Source organism: Kitasatospora sp. MY 5-36 (genome assembly GCF_001182915.1).
GTDB lineage: Bacteria > Actinomycetota > Actinomycetes > Streptomycetales > Streptomycetaceae > Kitasatospora.
In genome coordinates, this window is sequence record NZ_LFVW01000022.1 from 1 (window position 1) to 22,486 (window position 22,486).

At 73.8% G+C, this 22,486-nt stretch carries 17 protein-coding genes and 1 pseudogene; 6 read left to right on the forward strand and 12 right to left on the reverse strand.

Annotated elements, in window-relative coordinates; all coding sequences use genetic code 11:
- The 4 genes from AE652_RS47790 to AE652_RS01860 form a co-directional block, all read left to right on the forward strand.
- A partial coding sequence (locus AE652_RS47790) for a hypothetical protein (protein ID WP_234348180.1) occupies positions 1–248 on the forward strand: 248 nt, incomplete at its 5' end.
- Positions 249–697: 449 nt separating this feature from the next.
- Positions 698–2,332, forward strand: a complete 1,635-nt coding sequence (gene abc-f / locus AE652_RS01850) for a ribosomal protection-like ABC-F family protein (protein WP_049649298.1) — start codon at positions 698–700, stop codon at positions 2,330–2,332.
- A gap of 85 nt (positions 2,333–2,417) precedes the next feature.
- Positions 2,418–4,124 carry an ABC-F family ATP-binding cassette domain-containing protein gene (locus AE652_RS01855; RefSeq protein ID WP_049649299.1) on the forward strand — a complete coding sequence of 569 codons (1,707 nt, stop codon included), beginning with the start codon at positions 2,418–2,420 and terminating at the stop codon, positions 4,122–4,124.
- The gene (locus AE652_RS01860; RefSeq protein WP_049649287.1) at positions 4,121–4,684 is read left to right on the forward strand and encodes an ABATE domain-containing protein; all 564 of its coding nucleotides are present in this window, start codon (positions 4,121–4,123) and stop codon (positions 4,682–4,684) included. The genes AE652_RS01855 and AE652_RS01860 overlap by 4 nt, the downstream gene beginning before the upstream one ends.
- A gap of 95 nt (positions 4,685–4,779) precedes the next feature.
- On the opposite strand, the gene AE652_RS01865 is transcribed toward AE652_RS01860, so the two are convergent.
- The 5 genes from AE652_RS01865 to rpe all read right to left on the reverse strand — a co-directional run bounded on the left by AE652_RS01865 (position 4,780) and on the right by rpe (position 15,105).
- Positions 4,780–6,300, reverse strand: coding sequence for a hypothetical protein (locus AE652_RS01865; protein ID WP_049649288.1), 1,521 nt, complete (start codon positions 6,298–6,300; stop codon positions 4,780–4,782).
- Positions 6,297–11,672 (reverse strand): hypothetical protein, encoded by a 5,376-nt coding sequence (locus tag AE652_RS01870; protein WP_049649289.1) that lies wholly within the window; start codon positions 11,670–11,672, stop codon positions 6,297–6,299. Before AE652_RS01870 ends, AE652_RS01865 begins: the two co-directional genes overlap by 4 nt.
- Before the next feature lie 820 nt (positions 11,673–12,492).
- Positions 12,493–13,104: a hypothetical protein gene (locus AE652_RS01875; RefSeq protein WP_049649300.1), complete on the reverse strand. Its 612-nt coding sequence runs from the start codon at positions 13,102–13,104 to the stop codon at positions 12,493–12,495.
- Positions 13,105–13,282: 178 nt separating this feature from the next.
- Complete coding sequence (locus AE652_RS01880; protein WP_049649290.1) at positions 13,283–14,242, reverse strand: pirin family protein; 960 nt, start codon at positions 14,240–14,242, stop codon at positions 13,283–13,285.
- Positions 14,243–14,421: 179 nt separating this feature from the next.
- Positions 14,422–15,105 carry a ribulose-phosphate 3-epimerase gene (gene rpe / locus AE652_RS01885; protein WP_049649291.1) on the reverse strand — a complete coding sequence of 228 codons (684 nt, stop codon included), beginning with the start codon at positions 15,103–15,105 and terminating at the stop codon, positions 14,422–14,424.
- A gap of 340 nt (positions 15,106–15,445) precedes the next feature.
- Here rpe and AE652_RS01890 point away from each other — a divergent pair, with 340 nt between their 5' ends.
- Positions 15,446–16,297 carry a hypothetical protein gene (locus AE652_RS01890; protein WP_049649292.1) on the forward strand — a complete coding sequence of 284 codons (852 nt, stop codon included), beginning with the start codon at positions 15,446–15,448 and terminating at the stop codon, positions 16,295–16,297.
- A 70-nt stretch (positions 16,298–16,367) separates the two neighbouring features.
- Here the strand turns inward: AE652_RS01890 and AE652_RS01895 are convergent, their stop codons facing one another.
- The 6 genes from AE652_RS01895 to AE652_RS01920 form a co-directional block, all read right to left on the reverse strand.
- Positions 16,368–17,042 carry a C39 family peptidase gene (locus AE652_RS01895; RefSeq protein ID WP_049649293.1) on the reverse strand — a complete coding sequence of 225 codons (675 nt, stop codon included), beginning with the start codon at positions 17,040–17,042 and terminating at the stop codon, positions 16,368–16,370.
- A 61-nt stretch (positions 17,043–17,103) separates the two neighbouring features.
- Positions 17,104–17,643, reverse strand: a complete 540-nt coding sequence (locus AE652_RS01900; RefSeq protein WP_049649301.1) for a DUF4188 domain-containing protein — start codon at positions 17,641–17,643, stop codon at positions 17,104–17,106.
- 93 nt (positions 17,644–17,736) lie between these two features.
- The gene (locus AE652_RS01905) at positions 17,737–18,396 is read right to left on the reverse strand and encodes a TetR/AcrR family transcriptional regulator (RefSeq protein ID WP_049649294.1); all 660 of its coding nucleotides are present in this window, start codon (positions 18,394–18,396) and stop codon (positions 17,737–17,739) included.
- Positions 18,397–18,505: 109 nt separating this feature from the next.
- Positions 18,506–19,492: an aldo/keto reductase gene (locus AE652_RS01910; RefSeq protein ID WP_049649295.1), complete on the reverse strand. Its 987-nt coding sequence runs from the start codon at positions 19,490–19,492 to the stop codon at positions 18,506–18,508.
- A gap of 70 nt (positions 19,493–19,562) precedes the next feature.
- On the reverse strand, positions 19,563–20,402 hold the full coding sequence (locus AE652_RS01915; RefSeq protein ID WP_082345162.1) for an ABC transporter permease: 840 nt from the start codon (positions 20,400–20,402) through the stop codon (positions 19,563–19,565).
- A complete protein-coding gene (locus AE652_RS01920) occupies positions 20,402–21,388 on the reverse strand; it encodes an ATP-binding cassette domain-containing protein (protein ID WP_049649296.1) in 987 nt (328 codons plus the stop codon). The genes AE652_RS01915 and AE652_RS01920 overlap by 1 nt, the downstream gene beginning before the upstream one ends.
- Positions 21,389–21,502: 114 nt before the next feature.
- On the opposite strand from AE652_RS01920, the gene AE652_RS01925 reads away from it, so the two are divergent.
- Entirely contained in the window at positions 21,503–22,288 is a 786-nt protein-coding gene (locus tag AE652_RS01925) for a TetR/AcrR family transcriptional regulator (RefSeq protein ID WP_234348181.1), read from the forward strand.
- Here AE652_RS01925 and AE652_RS01930 read toward each other — a convergent pair.
- Positions 22,285–22,486: pseudogene (locus AE652_RS01930) on the reverse strand (cystathionine beta-synthase); the annotation flags it as partial. The gene AE652_RS01925 and the pseudogene AE652_RS01930 overlap by 4 nt on opposite strands.

The following is a 22,486-nucleotide window of genomic DNA, read 5'->3' on the forward strand; positions in this document are numbered from 1 at the left end:
AGCGCCGCGCCGTGCGCGAGCACGATCAGGAATCTCTTCATGGGTATCCGTCCAGGAAAAAGGTGGGCGTGCGCCCGGCCGCCAAGGAGCGCGTGCGGGGCGTACGGGCAGGGCTGGTCGACGTACAAGATGTGTCCGGTCGAGATAGTGACGGTCCGATCGCTGACGACCGCGGGCCGATGCCCCTCGGACAGTCGCCGCAAGTGGCGGTGATCAGCCGAGATTTGGCTCAAGCGGTCGGTGCGTAGGGGCGGCTCTCCCGTGTACGCCTGGTCGGGCTGTTCTCATGTCCGTCACCGGTTCAGCCGGTGACGATGCTGGCACGGTCGCGCCCAGCCTGTCAACGAGACGGCGAAGGGGCCCCGGCGGCACCGGCCGGTGCGGGAGCCTGGGCGAAAGGAGCCGTGGCAGAGGGCAGTTGCCGGCCGCCGCCCGCTGGGCGCGCACTTATCCGCTGCCGGCTGTCGGCGGTGCCTGCTACAGTCGCAGCGACCTGTAGTCGTGTGATCGAGGAGTGGCAGACGTGGCGGGTGACGACGACATCTCCGGGTGAGATCCGGATCTGACGGCCACCGGCCGGTGCTTCAGGAGCGCCGCCGAGGTGGTCCGTTTCGTCGTACCCCTTCTCCGCACGTCTGCCCAGGGCAGAGGTCTACCTTCCTGCCCTCATCCCTTCGAGGTCATCCCCGTGTCCAACGTGTCCAACGCCGCCGTCGTCTGCTCGAACCTCTCCTTCGCCTGGCCCGACGACACCCCGGTCTTCCAGGACCTGTCCTTCACCGTGCCCGCGGGCCGGACGGGCCTGGTCGCCCCCAACGGCGCCGGCAAGAGCACCCTGCTCAAGCTGATCGCCGGCGATCTCAAGCCCGCCACCGGCTCGGTGTCGGTCACCGGACGGCTCGGCTACCTCCGCCAGAGCCTGCCCCTGACCTCCGACCTCACCGTCGCCGAGGTGCTCGACGTCGCCGCCGTCATCCGGGCCATCGACGCCGTGGAGTCCGGGGACGTCGACGAGCGGCACTTCACCACCATCGGCGACGACTGGGACATCGAGGAGCGCACCCGCGCCCAGCTCGACCGCCTCGGCCTGACGGACCTCACCCTGGACCGCGGCCTGAGCACCCTCAGCGGCGGCCAGATCGTCTCCCTCGGCCTCGCCGCCCAGCTGCTCAAGCGCCCCGACGTACTGCTGCTCGACGAGCCGACCAACAACCTCGACGCGGAGGCCCGACACAAGCTCTACGACGTGCTGGGGGAATTCAACGGCTGCCTGCTGCTGGTCAGCCACGACCGCGCGCTGCTCGACCGGATGCAGCACATCGCCGAGCTCGGCAACGGCGAACTGCGCTTCTACGGCGGCGACTTCACCGCGTACGAGGAGGCCGTCCGGGCCGAGCAGGAGGTCGCCGAGAAGAACGTCCGCAACGCCGAGCAGGAGCTGAAGCGGGAGAAGCGGGAGATGCAGCAGGCCCGCGAACGCGCCGAGCGCCGTCAGAGCAACGCCGCCCGCAACCTCAAGAGCGCCGGCCTGCCCCGCATCTTCGCCGGGAACATGAAGCGCGGCGCCCAGGAGTCCGCGGGCCGGGCCGGCCAGATGCACGCGGCCCGGGTCGGCGAGGCCAAGGCCCGGCTGGACGAGGCCGGGCGCGCCCTGCGCGAGGAGCAGCGGCTCTCCCTGGAGCTGCCCGACACCCAGGTGCCCGCCGGGCGCAACCTCTTCCTCGGCGAGGGCCTGCAGGTCCACCACGCCGGCCGCCCGGTGTTCGCCGACGGCGGCGTCGACCTGAGCGTCCGCGGCCCCGAACGCATCGCGCTGACCGGGCCCAACGGCGCGGGCAAGAGCACCCTGCTGCGCCTGGTCACCGGCGAACTCACCCCGGACAGCGGGGAGATCAAGCGCAACGACGGGCGGATCGCCTACCTCTCGCAGCGCCTGGACCTGCTGGACCTCGACCGCACCGTGGCGGAGAACTTCGCCGCGTTCGCCCCCGAGCGGCCCGAGACGGAGCGGATGAACCTGCTCGCCCGCTTCCTGTTCCGCGGCGCCCGCGCCCATCTGCCGGTCGGGGTGCTCTCCGGCGGCGAGCGGCTGCGCGCCACCCTGGCCTGCGTGCTGTGCGCGGAGCCGGCCCCGCAGCTGCTGCTGCTCGACGAGCCGACCAACAACCTCGACCTGGTCAGCGCCGGGCAGTTGGAGAGCGCGCTGAACTCGTACCAGGGCGCCTTCCTGGTGGTCAGTCACGACGAGCGCTTCCTCGCCGAGATCGGGGTGAACCGCTGGCTCCGGCTGGCCGACGGCACGCTGCGGGAGACGGGGGCGCCCGCGGTGTGACCCGCCGCCGTGTGACGCGGCCCGCCCGAGGCTCGGTGTCCGGGCGGGCCCACCCCCTCACGTCGGAAGGTTTCCCGTGTTCCCCCTGCCCCAGAACGCCCTGCTCGCCCATGACCTCGTCCGCGTCCTCGGCGGTCGTCGCGTCCTCGACGGCGTCGGCCTGACCGCCGCCCCCGGCCACCGGATCGGCCTGATCGGGGAGAACGGCGCCGGCAAGTCCACCCTGCTGCGGGTGCTCGCCGGCGTGGACGAACCCGACGCGGGAAGCGTCTCCCGCCCCGATGACCTCGGCTTCCTGCACCAGGAGATGCCCTTCGGCCTTGCCGCGACCGTCGCCGCCGTCCTGGACGACGCGCTGCGCGAGGCCCGCGAGGACCTGCTGGAACTGGACCGGCTCGGCGCGGAGATCGCCCGGCTCCCGGAGTCCGACCCCGGCCACCCGGAACTCCTGGACGCCTACGGCAGGCGGCTGGAACAGGCCCGGTACCGGGAGTCCTGGGACGCCGACCGCCGTGCCGCCCTGGTCCTCGACGGGCTGGGCCTCGGCGCACCGGCCCTCGGCCCGCTCGGGCACGACCGCACGCTCGGCTCGCTGTCCGGCGGGCAGCGCGGCCGGCTGGCCCTCGCGGCGCTGCTGGTCCGACGGCCGTCCGCGCTGCTGCTGGACGAGCCGACCAACCACCTCGACGACGGCGCCGCCGCCTTCCTGGAGGAGCAGGTCCGCGCACTACCCGGCACCGTGGTCGTCGCCGCCCATGACCGGGCGTTCCTCGACGCCGTCTGCACCCACCTGATCGACCTCGACCCGGCGGTGGACGGACCGGTCCGCTACGGCGGCAACTACAGCGCCTACCTGGGCGAGCGGCGCGCCGAGCGGGACCGCTGGGAGCGGCGATTCGCCGAGGAGCAGCAGGAGTTGGCGCAGCTGCGCCACGCGGCCGGCGTGACCGCGCACCTGGTCGCACCGGACCGGGGGCCGCGCGACAACGAGAAGATGGGCTACGGCCACCGGGCGGGCCGGGTGCAGAACCAGGCCTCCCGACGGGTGCGCAACGCCGCCCGCCGACTGGAGGAACTGGAGCGCGCGCAGGTCCCCGAGCCGCCGCGCCCGCTGCGGTTCGCCGTCGAATCCCTGGCGGCGGACACCCACACGCCGTCCGACACCGGCGAGGGCCTCCGGCCCCTGGCGTCGCTCCGGGACCTCCGGGTGCCCGGCCGGCTCGCGCTCGAAAGCCTGGACGTCGCCCCGGACGACCGGCTGCTGGTCACGGGCGGCAACGGGACGGGCAAGTCGACGCTGCTCGCCGTACTCGCCGGCCACCTCACGGCCGAGGGCACGGTGCACCGGCACCCCGGACTGACGGTCGGACTGCTCACCCAGGACACCGGGTTCGACCGGCCCGACCGCACCGTCCGCGACACCTACGAGCAGGCGCTGGGCGCGGCGCGCGCCGAGCGGGTGCCGCTGGGACCGCTCGGCCTGCTGCACGCGGCGGACCTGGACAAGCCCGTCGGCCGGCTGTCCGTCGGGCAGCGCCGCCGGCTCGCACTGGCGCTCCTGGTGGCCGAACCGCCCCGGCTGCTGCTGCTCGACGAACCCACCAACCACCTCTCCCCGCGCCTCTGCGACGAACTGGAGGAGGCCTTCGGCACCGGTCCCGGCGCGATCGTCCTCGCGAGCCACGACCGCTGGCTGCGCCGACGCTGGCAGGGCCGCGAGCTGCGGCTCGACCCGGCGGGCGCCACCCGTCATTGCCCCCCGACACAGTCACCTGCCAGCATGGTGATGTGAACCTTGACCATGTCTTCGTCTGCGGGCACCCCGCCCTGGACTTCGCCGCTACGCTCCGTGCACGGCGCACGGTCCGGTTCGAGATGTTCGTGACGCCGGAGCGCCTGAACGCCTGGTACCTGGACTGCGGCCTGGTGGACACGATCACGCCCGGTGACGAGCAGGACGTCCGCGAGGCGACCACCGTCCGCGAGGCCGTCTACCGGCTGATCACCAACCGCCGACTCGGCGAGGCCTTCGACCGCGAGGCACTCGCCGTACTCAACGGCGCCGCGCGCAAACCGCCCGTGACACCGCAGCTCACCCTGACCGGACGGCACAACGAGGCGACCCCCGAACAGGCGCTGGCAACCGTCGCGCGCCAGGCGGTCGAACTCCTCAGCGGCCCGGACGTCCCCCTACTGAAGGAGTGCGGCAACCCGGAGTGCACCCGGGTCTACATCGACCGCTCCCGGGGCATGCGCCGCCAGTGGTGCGGCATGGACTCCTGCGGCAACAAGATCAAGGCCGCCGCCTACCGCGCCCGGAAGAAGACCCCGTCCGCCACGACCGCCCGATAGCCCCCTCCGAACCCCCTCCGGCCACGGCCCCGCAGCGCGGGCCGTGGCCGTTCGGCGTCGCACGCGCTCGGCGGGGCTGTCCGACAGCGCGGGTGTCAGGGGCCGGAGAGCGCGTCCAGCAGGTCGTGGAGCAGGGCATCGGCGATCGGCGTGCGATGGGCGAGCTTGTTGCGTGCCAGCCGGAGCGTGCGCAGCCGGCCGAACTGGTCGTCGGTCAGGGTGATGTCCCGGTGCACCGCCGCGTCGTAGAGCTCACCGAGTTCCATGGACGCCGGATCCGCCGACGATCCGTTGGCGTCGCGCAGGGACCGCCGGACGTAGGTGTCGACGAGCCGGGTGACACCGCGTACCGCTATGCGCGGAAGCAGCTCGACGAAGCCGACGCGGGCGTCGTCGATGAGGGGCAGCAGGACGCGGTTCTGGGCCTGCCAGACCAGCTTGTCGAGCTCCGTGCCACCGGATCCCCCCGCACCGGAGCGGGGGCTGTGCCGGATCTGCCCCTCCCAGCTGTCGACCGACCCGGCCGACCACGCCTCGCGCAGGCCGTTCTCGGGGAGCGGCGCGTACGCCGCTCCGGGCGTGCTCCGGCCCTGGGAGCCCGGCCCGACGGTGCCATCCCCGGGGCAGCACTCGCCCAGGGCGGAAGCCAGCTCCCCGGTCCTGCCGCTCCAGACCCTGGCCAGCTCCACCGCCAGTCCCAGATCGGGCCCGGCCGTCTGGACCACGGTCTCGCGGCGCAGGGCGTGCCGGATGAGCTTGGTCGGCGTCATGCGGTCGTGGGCCTGCCCGGAGCCCGCGTGCGGAATCGCCTCGGCGACCACGGTGGCGGTGTCGAGGTGGTTCCACACCCCCCACCACCAGTGCGCTCTGGACACCGTTCCGTCGAGGAGCACCGTGGTGTCCGGCTCCAGGTCCTGGAGCCGGGAGGCCACCAGCAGCCGCGGACGATCGCTCGGCCTGAGGCCGGCCTCCTTCACGGCGGCCTGGAACCGGCGCAGCAGCCGGGAGACCCCGTGCGGGTCCGCCTCGGTCCAGGCCCGGACGACGAGCACGGGCGCCCGGCCGTCCGCGTCGCCGACCAGCTCGGTGACCAGGTCCCCGTCCAGGCCGAGGCTGCGGGCCAGGCGCGCGGCGACGTCGGTGCCCGGGCCGTCCGGACCGTCCGGGAACCGGGAGTCGACGGCCGGTGCGGGCGGCAGGCCCTCGGACGCCCGGAGACCCCCACCGCCGAGGATCCCGAACGGGTCCCAGTCCCCGAAGCCGTCGTCGAAGTCGAAGACGTCCTCGGGGTGGTCCCCGGTGTGGTGGGCGGCCGACCCACCCCCGCCGCCGGGCGGCTCCCAGGGCACCCGCGGCTCCGGCGGGGCCGCGACCGGGGCCGGGCGCGGCCCCGTCTCCTTGCCGGGAACGTCCACGACGTCGTCCAGGCCGTGGACCACCTCCTCCACGGCCCGGTCCGCGCGCTCCGACTCCACCTCGGCGTCCGGGAACAGCCAGACGCAGGTCAGCCCGGCGCGCAGGTCGGCGAGCACCCCGGCGCAGTGGCGCCGCGCGCCCGGCAGGTACCGGACCGCCTCCGGGGACAGCCCGCCGACCGGATCGACGAGCTCGGTCACACCGACCCGCCCTGCGCGCCCGCCACGGCCTTGAGCGCGCGGAAGGTGACGCTGTCGACGGTGAGGACCTCGCCGTCGTCGTCCAGGACCCCGAGCGCCTCCAGATCCGCCAGCAGCGCCTCGGCCTCGTCCAGGTCGTCGTCGAGCACCACCGCCAGGTCCTGCGGGACGGCGTGGGCCCTGCCCTGTCGGTGCTCCTCCGGGCTGAACATGTCGGCCCAGCCGGCCATCTGCTCGACCCGGCGGTCGGAGAGGCCGACCCGCCGCAGGTGGCTCCGGGCGAAATCGGGGTCGTCCGTCAGGGCCCGCGTCGCGTCGAAGAGCCGCTCCCGGGGAGCGCCCTGGAGGTACTGGGCGATGGCCCGCTCGACGAAGGCGGGCCAGCCGCCGGTCACCTCGATCAGGTTGCGGCGCTCCTCGACCGAGACGAACGGCTGCTCCGGCCAGGCCCGCAGGCTGGTCGCGTTCCAGCGCTGCGGCTGCGCCCGGGACACCTCCGGGAAGTCGGGGCCGAGCGCGGTCAACGGGTCGACGACGGCCAGCGCGCGCCGGCGCGGAATCTCCTTGCCCTCCTCCTCCGCCGCCGAGGCGTACTTGGCGAGCCGCTCGACGGCGGCCCGCACGTCCGCCGCGGGCACACCCCGCAGGTCGACGAAGATCAGGTGCGGCGAGCGCTCCCGGGCCCACCTGGTGACGGTCTGGGTCAGCTCCGCGGGTGCCGCGGACACGACCTGGCACTCCCTCCCGACGTGCTGCTCCGCCGCCTTGGCCAGGGAGTCGGCACCGAGCGCCGCCGAGGCCGTGATCACCGCGGCGCGCCGGGACAGCGCGTCATGCCACTGCTCGTCGGTCAGCGGGCTCATCCGCATGACCCGTCCGCTGTCGACGCCGATGGACCGGCGGGCGACGCGCGGGTTGTAGTCGTACTTCTGGGTGAACTCGCTGGTGCGCAGCTCCGCTTCGAGCTCGTCGCGGGTGCCGAGCATGTTGACGAGGTTCGGGCTGCGCATGACGAAGCTGTTGCTCCGGCCCGGGAGCGGGAGCACCAGCCCGAGGCCCTCCATCTCCACCAGGTCGGTGCGGACCTCGTCCACGCCGTTCTGCTCCGGGAACCCGTCCGGCCACACCCGGTGCGCCTCCTCCTGCAGCTCCTGGGGCGTGTAGCCGCGGGCGTAGCCGTCCGTGAGGGTGAGGCTGCGCAGGGCCAGGATCAGCGTCAGGACCCGGTACCGGTCCTCCAGGTCGATGGTCAGGCGGAGCCGGTCGCGGATCTTGTCCCGGATGCCTCCCTTCGCGACGACCTTCTGCACGTCGGCGTTGGTGATCCGGGGGCGCCCGCCCTCGGTGGAGAGGGCTCGGCCCTGCATCTCCTCGACCAGTCCCTCGCAGACGATCTGGACGAGGTTGGCCTGGTTGTTGGTCAGCGCCAGGATGCTCCAGACCAGATCCGGGTTCTCGAAGAACAGCCCGGCCGCGGCCAGCGGTTCGACGACCAGGTCGATCGCGGCCTTCGCGCGCAGCGGCCCGACCAGGACCGGCTCGCCGCCGTGACCGGTGATGGAGTTGGTGAGCCGGTTGTAGCGCTGCACCTGGTGCAGGCCCGCGAACACGATCTTGAAGCGGCGCTCGGTGTCGGCCATCAGCTTCATCAGGCCGGTGAGGGTCCGGAAGGTCGACTGCGCCCCCGCCGTCTCGACCGGCCGGGCGTCCGCGTTGAGGAACGCGTCCGCCTCGTCGGCGAGGAAGAGGATGCGGCGCTCCTCGCTCTCGTTCAGCCACTGCTGGATCTGGTCGCCGATGGCGGTGGCGCTGGCGTGCTCCGAGACGCTGCGGTCGAGCACCCCGGCGGCCTTCAACTGCTGGGCCAGCACGCTCCAGATCTCCTGCGGGAGCCGGCTGAGCCCGATCTCGGCGAACCGCAGGTCGGTGTAGACCGCGACCTGGTTGCCGCCGTGCCCCGCCCGGAAGCTCTCGGCCACCTGCCGGAGCAGCGAGGACTTGCCCAACTGCCGCCCGCCGTAGAGGAAGAGGCCGCCCTCACGGGCCATGATCGTGCGCTTCTCGTCGTCGCGGCCCTTGAACACCTCGGCGGCGACCTGGCCGGCCTGGAACGGCTCGTACGGTCGGTACGCGGCCCACGGCAGCGTCACCCGCTGCACCGCGCGGAAGGACCGGGCCTCACCGGCGGCGATCCAGCCGAACACGGCCGGGTCGACGACGATCGCCTGCTGCGGCTTCTGGTGGGAGGCCTGGGCGAGGCGCCGGCGCCCGCTGATGCCGAGCGGCTGCAGGTAGAGGATGATGTTGGCGCCGAGCGCGGACTCGGGCAGGTGGCGCAGCAGGGCGTCGGGGCCGAGCTCCTCGGTGCCGACGATGAGGACCCGGTAACTGCCCTTGGCCCGGGAGCCGATCCGGGACACGTAGCCCGGGACGTTGTCGCTTATCTCCGCGGTGACCGAGAGCGTCATCACCTGCCAGTCCTTGCGGTCCTGGTCGACCAGCCGGACCGGGGCCTTGACGCTCAGGCCGAGCATCCGCAGCACGCTGGGGACGTGCTTCTGGAAGGAGTTGCGGCGCTCGTTCAGCCGCCCGAGCGACTCCCAGGCCTCCAGGGCGCCGGTGACCGCGTCGGTCTCCGCCTGGCCGGAGCGCCCGCGCGCGTAGTGGTCGAACCACCACCGCGCGTCGACTCCGGTGCTGCTGGCCCTGGGCGACTCCGGGTGGCGCACGCCCTCCAGGAAGGCCGCCAGCTCGGTGCCGGTCTCCGCGACCTGCTCCGGGATGCGGTCGCCCTTGCGGGCGAAGGAGAGCAGCTCCTCGGCGGTGGCGACGTCGCCGCGGTCGATCAGGGCGCTGATCCGGGCGAGGTCCGCCCCGTCGAGGTTCAGGTCGACCAGTTGCTCGCGCAGCTGGTCCGTCTTCTCCGACACCCGCTCGTCCAGCAGGGCGACGACGTCCCGCACCCGCTCCAGCAGATGACGGAACCGCAGGCTCCGGTCCGAGGTCTTGAGGTCGAGGAGCCGGGCCGCCAGATGGCTCTCCTGCTCGGGGGTGAGCAGGTTCTGCAACCGGACGTGCGCGAAGAGGTCGTCGGCCTTGCGCAGGGCCGTCTCGGCCCTGAGGCGCCACTGGGCCTCGGCGTCACCGAGCCGGCGCCGCCACGCGTCCGGCTGGTTCACCTCGGGTGCGGGGAGGGCCCCCAGCCGACCCGCTCCCGCGAGGTCGAGGAGCCGCGCGGCGATGTGCAGGTCACCGCGGTCGAGGTGGGCGCCGAAGGCCTTCCCGGGGTCGGCCGGCTTCAGGACCTCCAGCAGGGCGTCCAGGACGTCCGGTGCGGCGAGGTCCGGCGTGTCCTGGCCGTCGGCCGCCGCGGTCCAGGCCAGGCGCGGCAGGACCAGCAGCGCGTCGGTACCGGGCAGACCGGGCAGGGCCCGTGAGGCGCCCCGGGAGACTCCGTCGCCGATCCAGTCGAGCAGCAGCCGGACCGCTTCGCCGCCGGGGCCCGGCAGCAGGGCCGACTTCCCCGCCGCCCGGAGCGCGACGAGCAGTTCGCTCCCGAGTCGCCGGTTGTCGCCGCGCGGCGGCATCTCGGCGACCTGCACCGCCTCGCGCAGCAGCGTCGTCACCTCCCCGATCCGTCCCCGCAGTTGGTCCAGGGCGGTGGCGATGATCTTGGTCTTCCGCTGGTTGGGCGAACTGACCCGGCGCGTCGTCTCCTTGATGATCCGATCGATCGCGTCGGCCTCCCCGTAGGTGCCCTCCAGGTCCTGACGAAGCTGCTCCGAGGTGGCGCCGCCCACCGACCACGCCACGATCAGGTTGAGGGTGTGCCCGAGCTCCGCGTCGTCCTTGAGCAGGGTCTGGAGCACCCGGGACGCGAGCTGGTACGCCGTCTTGCTGGTCCCCAGACGGGCCCTGAGGGCCTCCGCCCGATCGCGCAGGTCCGCCGGATCGACGGTGTCGTCCTGCCCGAGCCGGACCTCGTCGCCCGGCTGGACGGAGACCCCTCGGCGGATCTCCAGCGCCAGCGTCCGGAAGAGCTCGTTCCAGACCTCGGGCAGGCCGGGGAGCTGTGCGAAGTCGTTGACGATCGGCAGTGCCCAGCCGGCCTGCAGTCCGCTGCGCACCGCGGCGGCCAGGGCGATGAGGTAGCCGTCCCGGTCCTCGGCGGTCGGCAGCGCCTTGTCCTCGACGCCGACCTGCAGGGCTATCGCCGCCTGCTGCCCCGGGGCCAGCCCGAACGCCGACGTGGCGAAGGCCAGGGACTGGCACCGCTCCTGGCGCTCCCGGGCGGCCCGGGTCAGCCAGTACGCCTCGGCCAACCTGCCCTCGGCCACCATCTGCTCGACCGGGGAGGGACAGTCGCCGGTCCGGGTCCAGACGTCGGTGGTCGGTTCGACGGCCACCGGTGCCTCGACCACCTTGGCGGTCTTCGGCTCGGCCTCGGCCGACGCCTGCTTCGGGATGCCGATCGGGCGGACGACGCGCGGTTCCGCCAACGGCCTTGACGAACGCGGCAGTTGGTTGGTTCCGACGGTGGCGGCGGCAGTGGCAGTGGCGGCGGGCCTGGTGCGGCCGCCCGGCTCGCCCGCCGTCCGCGGAGCCGCGGCCGGGCCCACCGGCGTGAGGGTCGCACCGACCGGCGCCGGCTCGGGCCCGGTCGCGCTGCCGCCCGCCGCGGGCTCCGCCCGTACGGCTTCCGGGCCTTCCCGCTCCTCCTCGGGGACCGGCGTGTCGAGGGTGTCGGCGAACTGCCCGGGCCCGTCGAAGACGGCGTCCGGCGCCTGTGCGTCGACCTCGACCGCAGCGGGGACGGCACCCGCATCTGCCGACGCGGGCGGTTCCCCGCCGGCGGCACCGCCTGTCACGGCCGGCTCGACGGACTCCTCCGGGCGGGTGGCGTCGGCCGGAGGGGTGGCGTCGGCCGGACGGGTCCCGAGCTGCGCTCCACCGAGCGACCGCAGCTCCTGGAGCCGGGCGTCGATGGCGTCGACCTCCACCTGCAGCGCGGTCCGCACACCCGGATAGGTCACCGCGCCCAGCATGGCGACGAGCCTCTCGCGCTCCACCAGGGCCGTCGCGATCTCCTCGCCGACCTTGGCCGAGCGGACGTCCGCCAGGATCCGGTCGAGGTCATCGTGGGTCTGCGCGACCGCCCACTGGACGTCGCCGCCGAGTCCCAGCGCCAACTCGGCGGTGGCGGCCCGCAGACCGAACCAGGCGTCCACGGCCGCGGACAGGTCGGCGTCCCGCCGCCCCACTCCTCTGCGGACGTCCACCGCCAGGCCCTCCAGCCGCTCGGCCAGCGCCTCGCCTTCCCCGCGCAGGCGCTGCGCAGCGGACTCAAGCTGCTCCGCCAGGTCGCCGGACACCACGTTCCCCCTGTCTGCGGCTTCGGGCCGCGTGCTGTGCGGGTCTCCGTACCGGGCCGCCTCCGAGGCCGCGCCGGGCGCGGTCGTCTCCGCCTTGCTCGCACGGCGGCCGCGTTTCGGCTCGGGCCAGTCCGCCGATGTCACAGCGGCCTCCCACAGGGTGTCCCAATGCTCCAGGACACGGCCGCGTTCGGGCGTGTCCTCATCGGACAGCGGATACCAGTGGAGGGCGAGGCAGGCGAGCGACGGCGGCAGGCTCGTCAACGCCGACCTCAGGCGCTCGGCGTCCGCGTCCCGTAAGCCCTGCTTCGCAAAGCCGTGTTGCCGAGCCATCTTGTCGGCGACCCCGCGCCCGACGTCGGCTATGTGGAGGAGCAGATCCGCGGGGGCCTTGGCGACCCAGGAGCGCATACCCGCGGCACTCGCACGGACCTGTCCGGTCGGTTCACCCTTGTAACCGAAGGGTTGGCCGTGCACGACGGCGAGGAAGGCGAGCAGATGCTGAACGGCGTCCGGCGGCTGGCTGGAGAGCCAACGGCGGAGCTCGGGAGCTGGCGGCACGCCGCACATCCTCACACGGCCCCTGCCCCGCCCGCAGGGGAATCGGGCAGTACAGCGGTATCTCCCGGCTTTCAAACATCAGGATTGCCAGGCGGTCGCGCAGACGAAGGAGCTCATGCCCGGCCTGGACCCCGCCACCGGCCGACGCACCACCCGCGTGGTCGGGCGGCCTCGTCCCCCGCCCGCGTCCCCGGGCCGACAGGAGCCCTGCCCGGGACACTGTGGAGCGTCACCGCAACTCCACTGGAACCCCGTGACGTTACGGCGTCCTACCGTCGGGAGGTCCGTAGTTGGCGGTCAGGGCCGCCGCGAAGGCGTCCGGGATGCCATGGAGCCAAAAGGCCATCGAGACATACGACTCCAGTGCGCCCGACACCTCGAGGAAGGGTCCGAACCGCTCGCGCCATTCGTTCCGCGTGGCCGCATCCGGAAAACCCCGGAAAACCGCGACCTCGGGATCCCTCTCGCCCCAGCACCCCCACCGTCCGGAAGGGCCGGTCACCGCGATGACATTGGCGGAAACCGCGATCGACTCCGCGAAATCATCGTCCGACGTAAAGCCGATCCTCTCCCAGTAGTCGTCCATGCCCGCGTCGACGGACAGCGACACCGCCGGGTACGTCCCACACTCCGGAAGGTAGAACTCGTCGGCACCGGGCTTGAGAACCAGCAGGTCGATGCGGTCGTCGCCGTGCCACCGGGCCATCGCGCAGAGCGCCGGCCAGAACTCCCGGGTGAGGACCGCGTCGAACTCGCAGAACAGCGAATCCCCCGCGTTCTTCCGGAAAACCTGGCCGGGCAGTCTGGCGTCGAGGTCGAAGACGGACGCGCTGCGGGAGCGGACATCGAGGTAGGCGTCGCGATCGACCATGACCGAGTCTTCCGTTGCCGCCATTCGTCCCCCACCCTGATCCTGATATCCGCGTTCTTGGATTCCGCAGTGTAGTAGTCCGCCGACGGAAATCAGGCTGCCCGCACCCCCCAGCCGACGCCGTCCCCGTCGGTTCCGGCCGCGAACGGCGCCCTCGCCGACCACGTGGACCGCCGGGTCAGCGCTCGCGGCCGCGGGCCTTGAGGGGGACGGTGGGGAGTTCCGGGGCGGGGAGGCGGGCGCCGGCGTAGCCGTGGACCTCGCCGAAGCGGGTGCCGGTCATCCAGTCGGTGCGGGCCTGGGCGATGTCGTCGGTGGTGCGGCCGATGAAGTTCCACCACATGACGATCTTCTCGTCGAAGGGCTCGCCGCCGAGGAGGAGGACGGCGGCGTCGGCGGCGGCGCGGAGGGGGAGGTCGGGGCGGCCGCAGCCGAGGTAGAGCATGGATCCGGGCTCGACCGGGACGCCGTCGACGTCGACGCGGCCGGACATGGCGAGGACGGCGTACTCGAAGTCGGGGACGAGCGGGAGGCGGAGGTCCGCGCCGCCGGTGAGGGCGAGGTCGGCGCCGACCAGCGGGGCGTGGGTGGTGCCGGGCGAGGTGGCGGTGTCGAGGGTGCCGAGGATGACAGTGGCGCGCAGGCCCGGGGCGGTGACCACGGGCAGGTCGGGGTGGTGCTCGAAGGTGGGGGCGAGGTGGCGGCCGGCCTCCGGGAGGGCGACCCAGAGCTGGGCGCCATGCAGGTGGCGGGCGTGCGGGCGGGGGGACTCCTCGGAGTGGGAGATCGCCCGGCCGGAGGTCATCAGGCCCAGCTCGTACGGCCGGACGGTCTGGAGGCTGCCCAGGCTGTCGCGGTGCAGCACCTCGCCCTGGTGGAGCCAGCTGACCGTCTGGAGGCCCATGTGCGGGTGCGGCGGGACCTGCATGCCGGGCTCGTCGGCGATGTCGTCGGGGCCGTAGTGGTCCACGAAGCACCAGGCTCCGACCATCCGGCGGCCGAGGTTGGGCAGCAGGCGGCGGACCACCGTGCCTGCGCCGAGCGGGAACTGACGGGCCGTCAGCAGGTCCTTCGCCGGGCCGGTGCCGGCCTCGCGGCCGCAGCTGGTCGGGGCCGGCTTGAGGTCGAGGTTGCTCATCGCGGTTCCACCACCGTACGGAGAGGGGCCGGGCGGGGTCCTCGGCTCCTCGGAGGACACCGTCACCGATCACGGAGGACACCGTCACCGATCATCCGCCACGGTGCGGGGTTCCTCCACCCGTGCCCGGCCATCCGGCGGCGCCGTCACCGGCGCCGGGCCGCCGGGCCCCGGGGCGCTCAGTGCCCGCAGGCCCACCAGGCGTCGGCCGCCGCCTTCTCGGCGAGCCCCCGCAGGTTACGGACCGCCTCGGCCGGGTCCTCGGCCCCGTACACCGCCGAGCCGGCCACGAACACGTCCGCGCCCGCCTCCGAGCAGCGCTCGATCGTGCTGGCCGCGACGCCGCCGTCCACCTGGAGCCACAGCTCCAGGTCGTGCTTGGCGATCAGCTCCCGGGTGCGGCGGATCTTCGGCAGCATGATGTCCAGGAAGGCCTGGCCGCCGAAGCCGGGCTCGACGGTCATGATCAGCACCATGTCGAGCTCGGGCAGCAGGTCCTCGTACGGCTCGATCGGGGTGCCGGGCTTGAGCGCCATCGAGGCGCGGGCGCCCTTGGCGCGGATCTCGCGGGCGAGGCGGACGGGCGCGGCGGCGGCCTCGACGTGGAAGGTGACCGAGCCGGCGCCGGCCTCGACGTACTGCGGGGCCCAGCGGTCCGGGTCCTCGATCATCAGGTGGAGGTCGAGCGGGATGTCGGTGGCGCGGGCGAGCGACTCGACCACCGGGACACCGAGGGTGAGGTTGGGCACGAAGTGGTTGTCCATGACGTCCACGTGCAGCCAGTCGGAACCCCGGACGGCCTCGGCCTCGTCGGCGAGCCGGGCGAAGTCCGCGGACAGGATGCTGGGGTTGATCTGGGCCATGACCGACTACCTTCGTACGAGGGCTTGCGAGGGCTCGGCGCCCCCGGAGCGGGCACCTCATCCCATCATCCCGTGCCGTACCGCCGCCGACCGCACGGCGCCGCCCCCGCGTGACCGTCATCACACCCCCTCGGGGGTTACCGGGGCCTTCCCCGTGGTCATCAGCCCTTGTACGGTCCACGCACCTGCCAGGTGAACGGTCCACGCACCTGCCAGGTGAACGGTCCACGCTCCTGCCGCGTGACCGGTCCACGCATCCGCCGCGGCTCCCGCCGGGCCGTCGTCCCGACCAGCCGAGCGCCCCGGCCCGCCCGGGGCTCCGTCCGAGGAAGGTCCCTCGATGACCGATCTCGTCCACCCCGCCCGCGCGTTGTGGTGGCTCTTCGAGCCGGTGCACGCCGTCACCTACTTCCTGCCCGAGGGCCGATCCGCCTTCGAGGAGGCCGGTCTGCACGGCCGCCTGCACGGCTACTTCGCCACCCGCGCGGCCCCGCTCGGCGCGGTGGACGCCCCGCCGGTCACCGCCGCGTTCTTCAACTTCGCTCCGGCGATGGTCGAGCGGGCCCTGCCGGAGGTGTGGAACCACGCGAGCCCGGAGGAGGCGCTGGCCGTTCGACTGAAGGCCTCGGCGACGATCCTGGGCCGGCTGCTGGAGCACGTGGACAAGAACCAGGTGGAGCTGGTCGCCGAGACTCTGGAGCAGGCCGCCACCCGGCTGGACTGCGCCGGCCGGGTGCTGGCCGCCGCCAACGCCGCGCTGCCCCGCCCGAGCGGCCTCTACGAGCGGCTCTGGCAGGCCGCCACCGTGATGCGCGAGCACCGCGGCGACGGCCACGTGGCCGCCCTGGTGGCGGCCGGGCTGGACGGCTGCGAGGCGCTGGTGGTCCGCTGCGCGATGGACATGCGGCGCGAGATGATCCAGCCGCTGCGCGGGTGGACGGACGCCGAGTGGGAGGCGGCCGCCGAGCGCCTGGTCGAGCGCGGCTGGCTGACCGCCGAGGGGACGGTCACCGAGCTCGGCCGGATCCGCCACCAGACCCTGGAGGCCGCCACCGACCTGGCAGCCGCCCGGGTCTGGGACGACTACCCGCGCGCCGAACTCGACCGGCTGGCGGCGGCGTTGAAGCCGATCTCGGCGCTCTGTCGCAGCGAGCTGCCGATCAACCCGATGGGGCTGCCCGACAACCAGTGACGGCCGGCCCGCCCGGCCCGCCCGGTCCGCGACGTCAGGCCGAGGACACCGCCAGGGCCCGTCCGCGGCCTCAGGACGAGAGCGCCCCGGGCGGGCCGAGCACGATCGCCCGCCCGGCGTAGAACCGCCCGAACGACCGCCACGGCACGCGCGCGAAGGCCTGCGACTCCCCCGGGAAGCCGGAGGGGTTGTGGACCAGCAGCGCCGTGTCCGTGGCGCCCACCGCCAGCACCAGGTGCCCGCCGCGCCGGACCGGCTCCGGCCCGTACGGCTCCCGGATCGACGGGTGCACCGAGACCATCACCAGCCGGCCGCCGACCACCTCGGCCGACACCTCCTCGGGCGTCAACTCCCGGGCCCGCGCTGCCAGTCCCCAGCGCCGCTCGACGTACCCGGCGAACGGCGCGTGGATCAGCCCGCGCAGGCCGTCGCCGTCCCGCAGGTACGCGCCGGCCGCCAGGCACTCCTCCGCGAGCACCATCGCCGCCGGGTTCACGCCCCACCAGTGCGCCAGTGCCATCCGCAGGCAGGCCACCCCGCACAGCCGCCAGGACCACCACGCGTACTCCTCCGCGCTGGCCGCTCCGGACTGCCCCCAGCGCGGGTCGGCGGACGCGTCCAGCCGCCCGTCGACGATCTCCCGCACCAGCTCCGCCGACTCCCACTGCGCGCGGTACGGCACCTCGTGCACCACCCGTACCGGCCGCGCCGGCGCCTCCGGCCGCGCGTCGCCCCGATCCACCATCCCCCGACGCTCTCACGGCGCGGCGGCCGGGCGGCTCACGACACTCCCTGCGCGGCCGTACTCAGGCGCCGGGCCCGGCCTCGGCCGGCTCCACCCCACCGGACTCCGGCTCCCGGTAGGCCAGCCGCTGCGACGCCCGCCGGCCGCGCGCCTCCAGCGGCAGCGAGCCGGTGGCACCGGCCAGGCCGAACGGCGGCATGTCGAAGTAGATCGCCTCGTACCCGCCCTGCGGCACGATGTACGTCTCGTGCCAGAGCCCGACGTGGCCGCGCGTCTTCCCCTGCCGCAGCTTGCGGTTGACGATGCCCCACACGGTGTGGTGGAAGCCGTCCGGCGCGCTCGCGTAGCCGTACAGCTTCTCCTTCGACTCCCAGTACTGGACGACGTAGTAGGTGCGCGGCGAGGCGGTCAGCAGGACGCGGCCGCGCAGGCCGCGCTCGGGGGCGCGGCGCAGCTCGTACAGCATCCGGAGCATCGAGAACATCACCGGGCCCCAGTGGTGCACGGCCCAGAAGCGGTTGATCCGCATGCCGATCAGCAGCACCACGGTGTCGCCGGTGGCGGCGGCCGTGGTGTAGCCCGGCTGCGGCTTGGCGAACAAGGACATCTCTGCCTCCCGTGCCCGTGCCGATGTAATCGGTGATTACATCAGCGCGGAATGGCCCGGTCAAGGCTCGTCCAGCGCACAATTCGGTTACGGCGAAGGGTGGTTGGCGATCCCCTGGCCGAAGGTGTCCATCACCTGGCAGGCCAGCTCCTCCGCCGCCGCGGCCGGCAGGTAGCCGTCCAGGATCATCTGCGCCAGCCCGTACACCAGCGCCTGCCCGGCCAGCCCGACCAGCGCCGGATCCCCGGGGCGCAGCAGGCCCGCCTCCTGGTCCGCGACGATCAGGTCCGTGAACACCCGGTCGATGCCGTCCAGCCGCTCGCTCAGCTCCGGGTCCCGCGCGGCGGCGAACACCCGCGAGCGCACCAGCTCGAACCGCCGCGGATGGCGCAGCACGTACCGGACGACCCCCAGCCCGATCGCCCGCATCACCGACCTGCCGTCCGGCCCCGCGGCCGCCACCTGGGCCTCCTGCCAGCGCACGAAGTCCGCCAGCACCCGGTCCGCCAGCGCGGTCAACAGCGCCTGCCGGTCGGCGAAGTGACGGAACGGCGCCCCCGCCGACACTCCGGCCCGGCGCGCCACCTCCCGCACGCTGACCTTCTCCTGCCCCTGCTCGTCCAGCACCTCGAACGCCGCCGCCACCAACGCCTCCGGCAACGCCCCGTGGTGGTACGCCCCCCGGCCCCCGCCCCGCTTCCGCGCCCGCGCCCGCTCCCGCTCCCGTTCCTGCTCCCGCTCCCTCATGCCTGCCTTGCTACCACAGCCGCGCCCCCGGCCAGACCGTCTTCCACGGCCGCCGGGGGCGCGACGGAGGCACCGGCCGGGGCCGGGCCGAAGCCGGAACGCGGGCGGGCTACCAGGCGTAGTCCTCCGGGGCGGGGCGGTGGCCCGGGAAGAGCTCGTCGAGGTGGTCGAGGGTCTTCTGGTCGAGCTTGAGGTCGAGCGCGCCGACGGCGGCGTCGAGGTGGGCCCGGGTGCGGGGGCCGATGATGGGGGCGGTGACGACGGGGCGGGAGAGGAGCCAGGCGAGGGCGAGGTCGGCGGGGTCGGCGCCGAGTTCGGCGGCGAGGTCCTCGTAGGCCTGGATGCGGTCGCGGTGCTTGGCGAGGAGTTCGCTCGCGAGGGCCATGCCGCTGCGGTCCCGGGTGCCCTCGCGCTCCTTGCGCAGGACGCCGCCGAGCAGGCCGCTGCGCAGCGGGGACCACGGGATCAGCCCGAGGCCGTAGTGCTGGAGGGCGGGGACGACCTCGAGTTCGACCGCCCGGTCGAGCAGGTTGTACAGGGACTGCTCGCTGACCAGGCCGAGGAAGTGGCGGGCGCGGGCGGTCTCCTGGGCCTGGGCGATGTGCCAGCCGGCGAAGTTGCTGGAGCCCACGTAGACGATCTTGCCCTGGGCGACCAGGACCTCCATCGCCTGCCAGATCTCCTCCCAGGGCGTGGCCCGGTCGATGTGGTGCATCTGGTAGAGGTCGATGTGGTCGGTCTGGAGGCGGCGCAGGCTGGCCTCGACGGCCTTGCGGACGGCGACCGCGGAGAGCCTGCTCTCGTTGGGCCAGTCCCCCATGTCGCCGTAGACCTTGGTGGCGAGGACGGTGCGCTCGCGGCGGCCGCCGCCCTTGGCGAACCAGCGGCCGATGATCTCCTCGGTACGCCCGCGCAGCCGGCCCTCGCGGTCGCGGCCGTACGTGTTGGCGGTGTCGAAGAAGTTGATGCCGTGCTCGTGGGCGGCGTCCATGAGGCGGTGGGCCTCGGCCTCCTCGGTGTGGGGGCCAAAGTTCATGGTGCCGAGGCAGAGGCGGGAGACGGTCAGGCCGGTGCGGCCGAGGTGGGTGTACTCCATGGCGCCCCACCCAAGACCACACCGGCCCCGCTGTCCAGCACATTAGGGGGGCGTGCCGCAAGCTGGCGGATCACCGCCCGTGGGTGGCGAACTTCCGTACGGCGAGCGGCACGCAGCCCGCGAGCAGCACGGCGCTCCAGAGCAGCGCGGCGAGCACGGCGTGCTGCGTCGGCCAGGCGGACCCGGCCGCCGAGGGGTTGCCGAACAGCTCCCGGCAGGCCTGGACGACGGAGCTGACCGGGTTCCAGTCGGCGAGGAACCGCAGCCAGCCGGGCATGCCGCCGGTCGGCACGTAGGCGTTGGTGACCATCGCCAACGGGATCACCGCGGCGGACAGCTGGCCGGCCGCCTCCTCCTTGCCGATGGTCAGGCCGAGCACGGTGCCGACCCAGGTCATCACGAAGCGGAAGAGCAGCAGCAGTGCGAACGCCCCGGCCGCGTCGGCGAGTCCGTGCCGGACGCGCCAGCCCGTGGCGAGCCCGACCAGCGCCAGCAGCGCCAGGACGACGACACTGACCAGCAGGTCGGCGAGGGCCTGCCCGAGCAGCAGTCCGGTGCGGGAGACGGGCATGGAGCGCAGCCGGTCGGTGACCCCGCGCCCGACGTCGCGGGCGGCGCCGACCATGGTGGGCATGACGCCGTTGGTGGCCACCATGGCGAACAGGCCGGGCATCAGGAACTCCCGGTAGCCGCCGCCTCCGGGGACCTGCATGGCGCTGCCGAAGACGTACCCGAAGACCACCACCATCACCACCGGCACGCCCAGCGAGGCGGCCAACAGGCCCGGCGAGTGGCGGTAGTTGAGCAGGACGCGGAGCATCGAGGTCCAGGTGCCGGAGGCGAGCCGCCGGGCGGTGGACGGGCGCGGGACGGCGGACGGGCGCGGGGGCGCGAGTGCGGCGGCGGTCATCAGGCGGCCCTCCCGGCGTCCGCGGACTCCTGGGTGAGCGCGAGGAACACGTCGTCCAGCGAGGGCGCCCGCACCGCGACGTCCTCGGCGACGACCCCCGCGCCGTCCAACTCCCGTACCAGCGAGGGCAGCAGGACGGACACGCCGGGCGTCGTCAGCACCGTGACGGTCCGCTCGGCGACGTCCACCCGCGCGTCGCCGCCGGTCATCGAGGACAGCACCACGGCGGTGGCGGCGAGCTGCCCGGGGTCGGCCAGGGTGACGGAGACCTGGCTGCCGATCGCGGCCTTGAGCCGGTCCGGCGGGCCGGTGGCGATGGCGGCGCCGTGGTCGATCACCACGATGTCGTCGGCGAGCCGGTCGGCCTCCTCCAGGTACTGGGTGGTGAGCAGCACGGTGGTGCCGGCGTCCGCCAACTCCTTGACGGTGTCCCAGATCGCCTGCCGGCTGCGCGGGTCGAGCCCGGTGGTGGGCTCGTCCAGGAAGAGCACCGGCGGGCTGGTGACCAGGCTGGCGATGAGGTCGAGGCGCCGGCGCATGCCGCCGGAGTAGGTGCGCACGAGCCGGTCGGCGGACTCGGTGAGGCCGAAGCGGGTGAGCAGTTCGTCGGCGCGCTCCCGGGCCCGGCGGGCGCCGAGGTGGTGCAGCCGGCCGAACAGCCGGAGGTTGTCGCGGCCGGTGACGCCCTCGTCGACGGCGGCGTGCTGCCCGGCGAGGCCGATGGCGCGCCGGACGTCCTCGGCGGCGCGGACGACGTCGTGTCCGGCGACCCGGGCGGTGCCGCGGTCGGGGGCGACCAGGGTGGCGAGGACGCGGACGGCGGTGGTCTTGCCGGCGCCGTTGGGGCCGAGCAGGCCGCAGACGGTGCCGGCCGGGACGGTGAGGTCGAGGCCGCGCAGGGCCTCGGTGGCGCCGAAGCGTTTCCGCACGCCCGCCATCTCGATGGCGGGCGCCGCAGCGGCGGCGGGTCGGGCGGTGTCGGACATGGCTCTGCCCTTCTCTGGCCTTCTCTAGGTACAGCGTACGTAGAAGCGCGCTTGGGCGCCATCGTACTACGTACGCCGTACGTATCTAAGATGGGAGGGCGAGGTGATCTTCCAGTGCCGTCCAGCAAGTCCCCCACCGGCCCCGACCAGCCGGAACAGTCGGAACAGCCCGACAGGCCCACGCCCCCCGAGGCCCCCGAAGTGATCTGGCTGCGCCCCGAGCGCACCGGCCGCGGCCCGCGCCCGGCCCACAGTCGGGACTCGATCGCCGCCGCGGCCATCGCGATCGCCGACGCCGAGGGCCTGGACGCGGTCTCCATGCGCCGGGTCGCGGCGGCGCTCGGCGCGGGCACGATGTCGCTCTACAACTACGTGCCAAAGAAGGAGCACCTGCTCGACCTGATGCTCGACGCGGTCGCCGGCGAGTACCGCTTCCCGCCCGCGCCGAGCGGCGACGTCCGGGCCGACCTCGCCGACCTGGCCCACCAGCAGCTCGGCCTCTCCCGCCGCCACCCCTGGCTGCCCGCACTGGTGCTGGTCCGCCCCAGCATCGGCCCCAACGCCCTGCGCTACACCGACCACTTCCTCGCCGTCACCGCCCCCACCGGCCTCGGCGGGGGCGCCCGGATGGAGGCGATGGCGCTGTTCAACGGCTTCGTCGGCCAGTTCGCCCAGTACGAGCAGACGGCCGCGGCGGGCGCCAAGTGGCAGGCGGAGCTGGTCGGTTACCTCGGCCAGGCGGCGGCGAGCGGCGAATTCCCGCACCTGGCCCAGGCGTTCGCCACCACCGGTCCGCCCGCCGACCCGGACCGGGCCTTCGACCGCACCCTGGACCGGGTGATCTCGGCGATCCTGGCGCCCGCCGAAGGGGGCGCCCAGGAGACAGTCGAAGGGGGTTAGGCCACCGCCTCCCTCGGCAGCACCCCGGCCACCCGCCCGTCCACCAGGACCATGACCGCCCGGTGCGTCTTCCCGAGCACCGTCCGCGCATCGGCCGCCGACTGCCCGACGCCGACCGTCGGCAGCGCCGGCCCGATCAGCCCGCCCAGCGGGTCGCCCGGCTTGGCCGCGCCGTCCGCGAGCGCCGCCGCCAGCGCG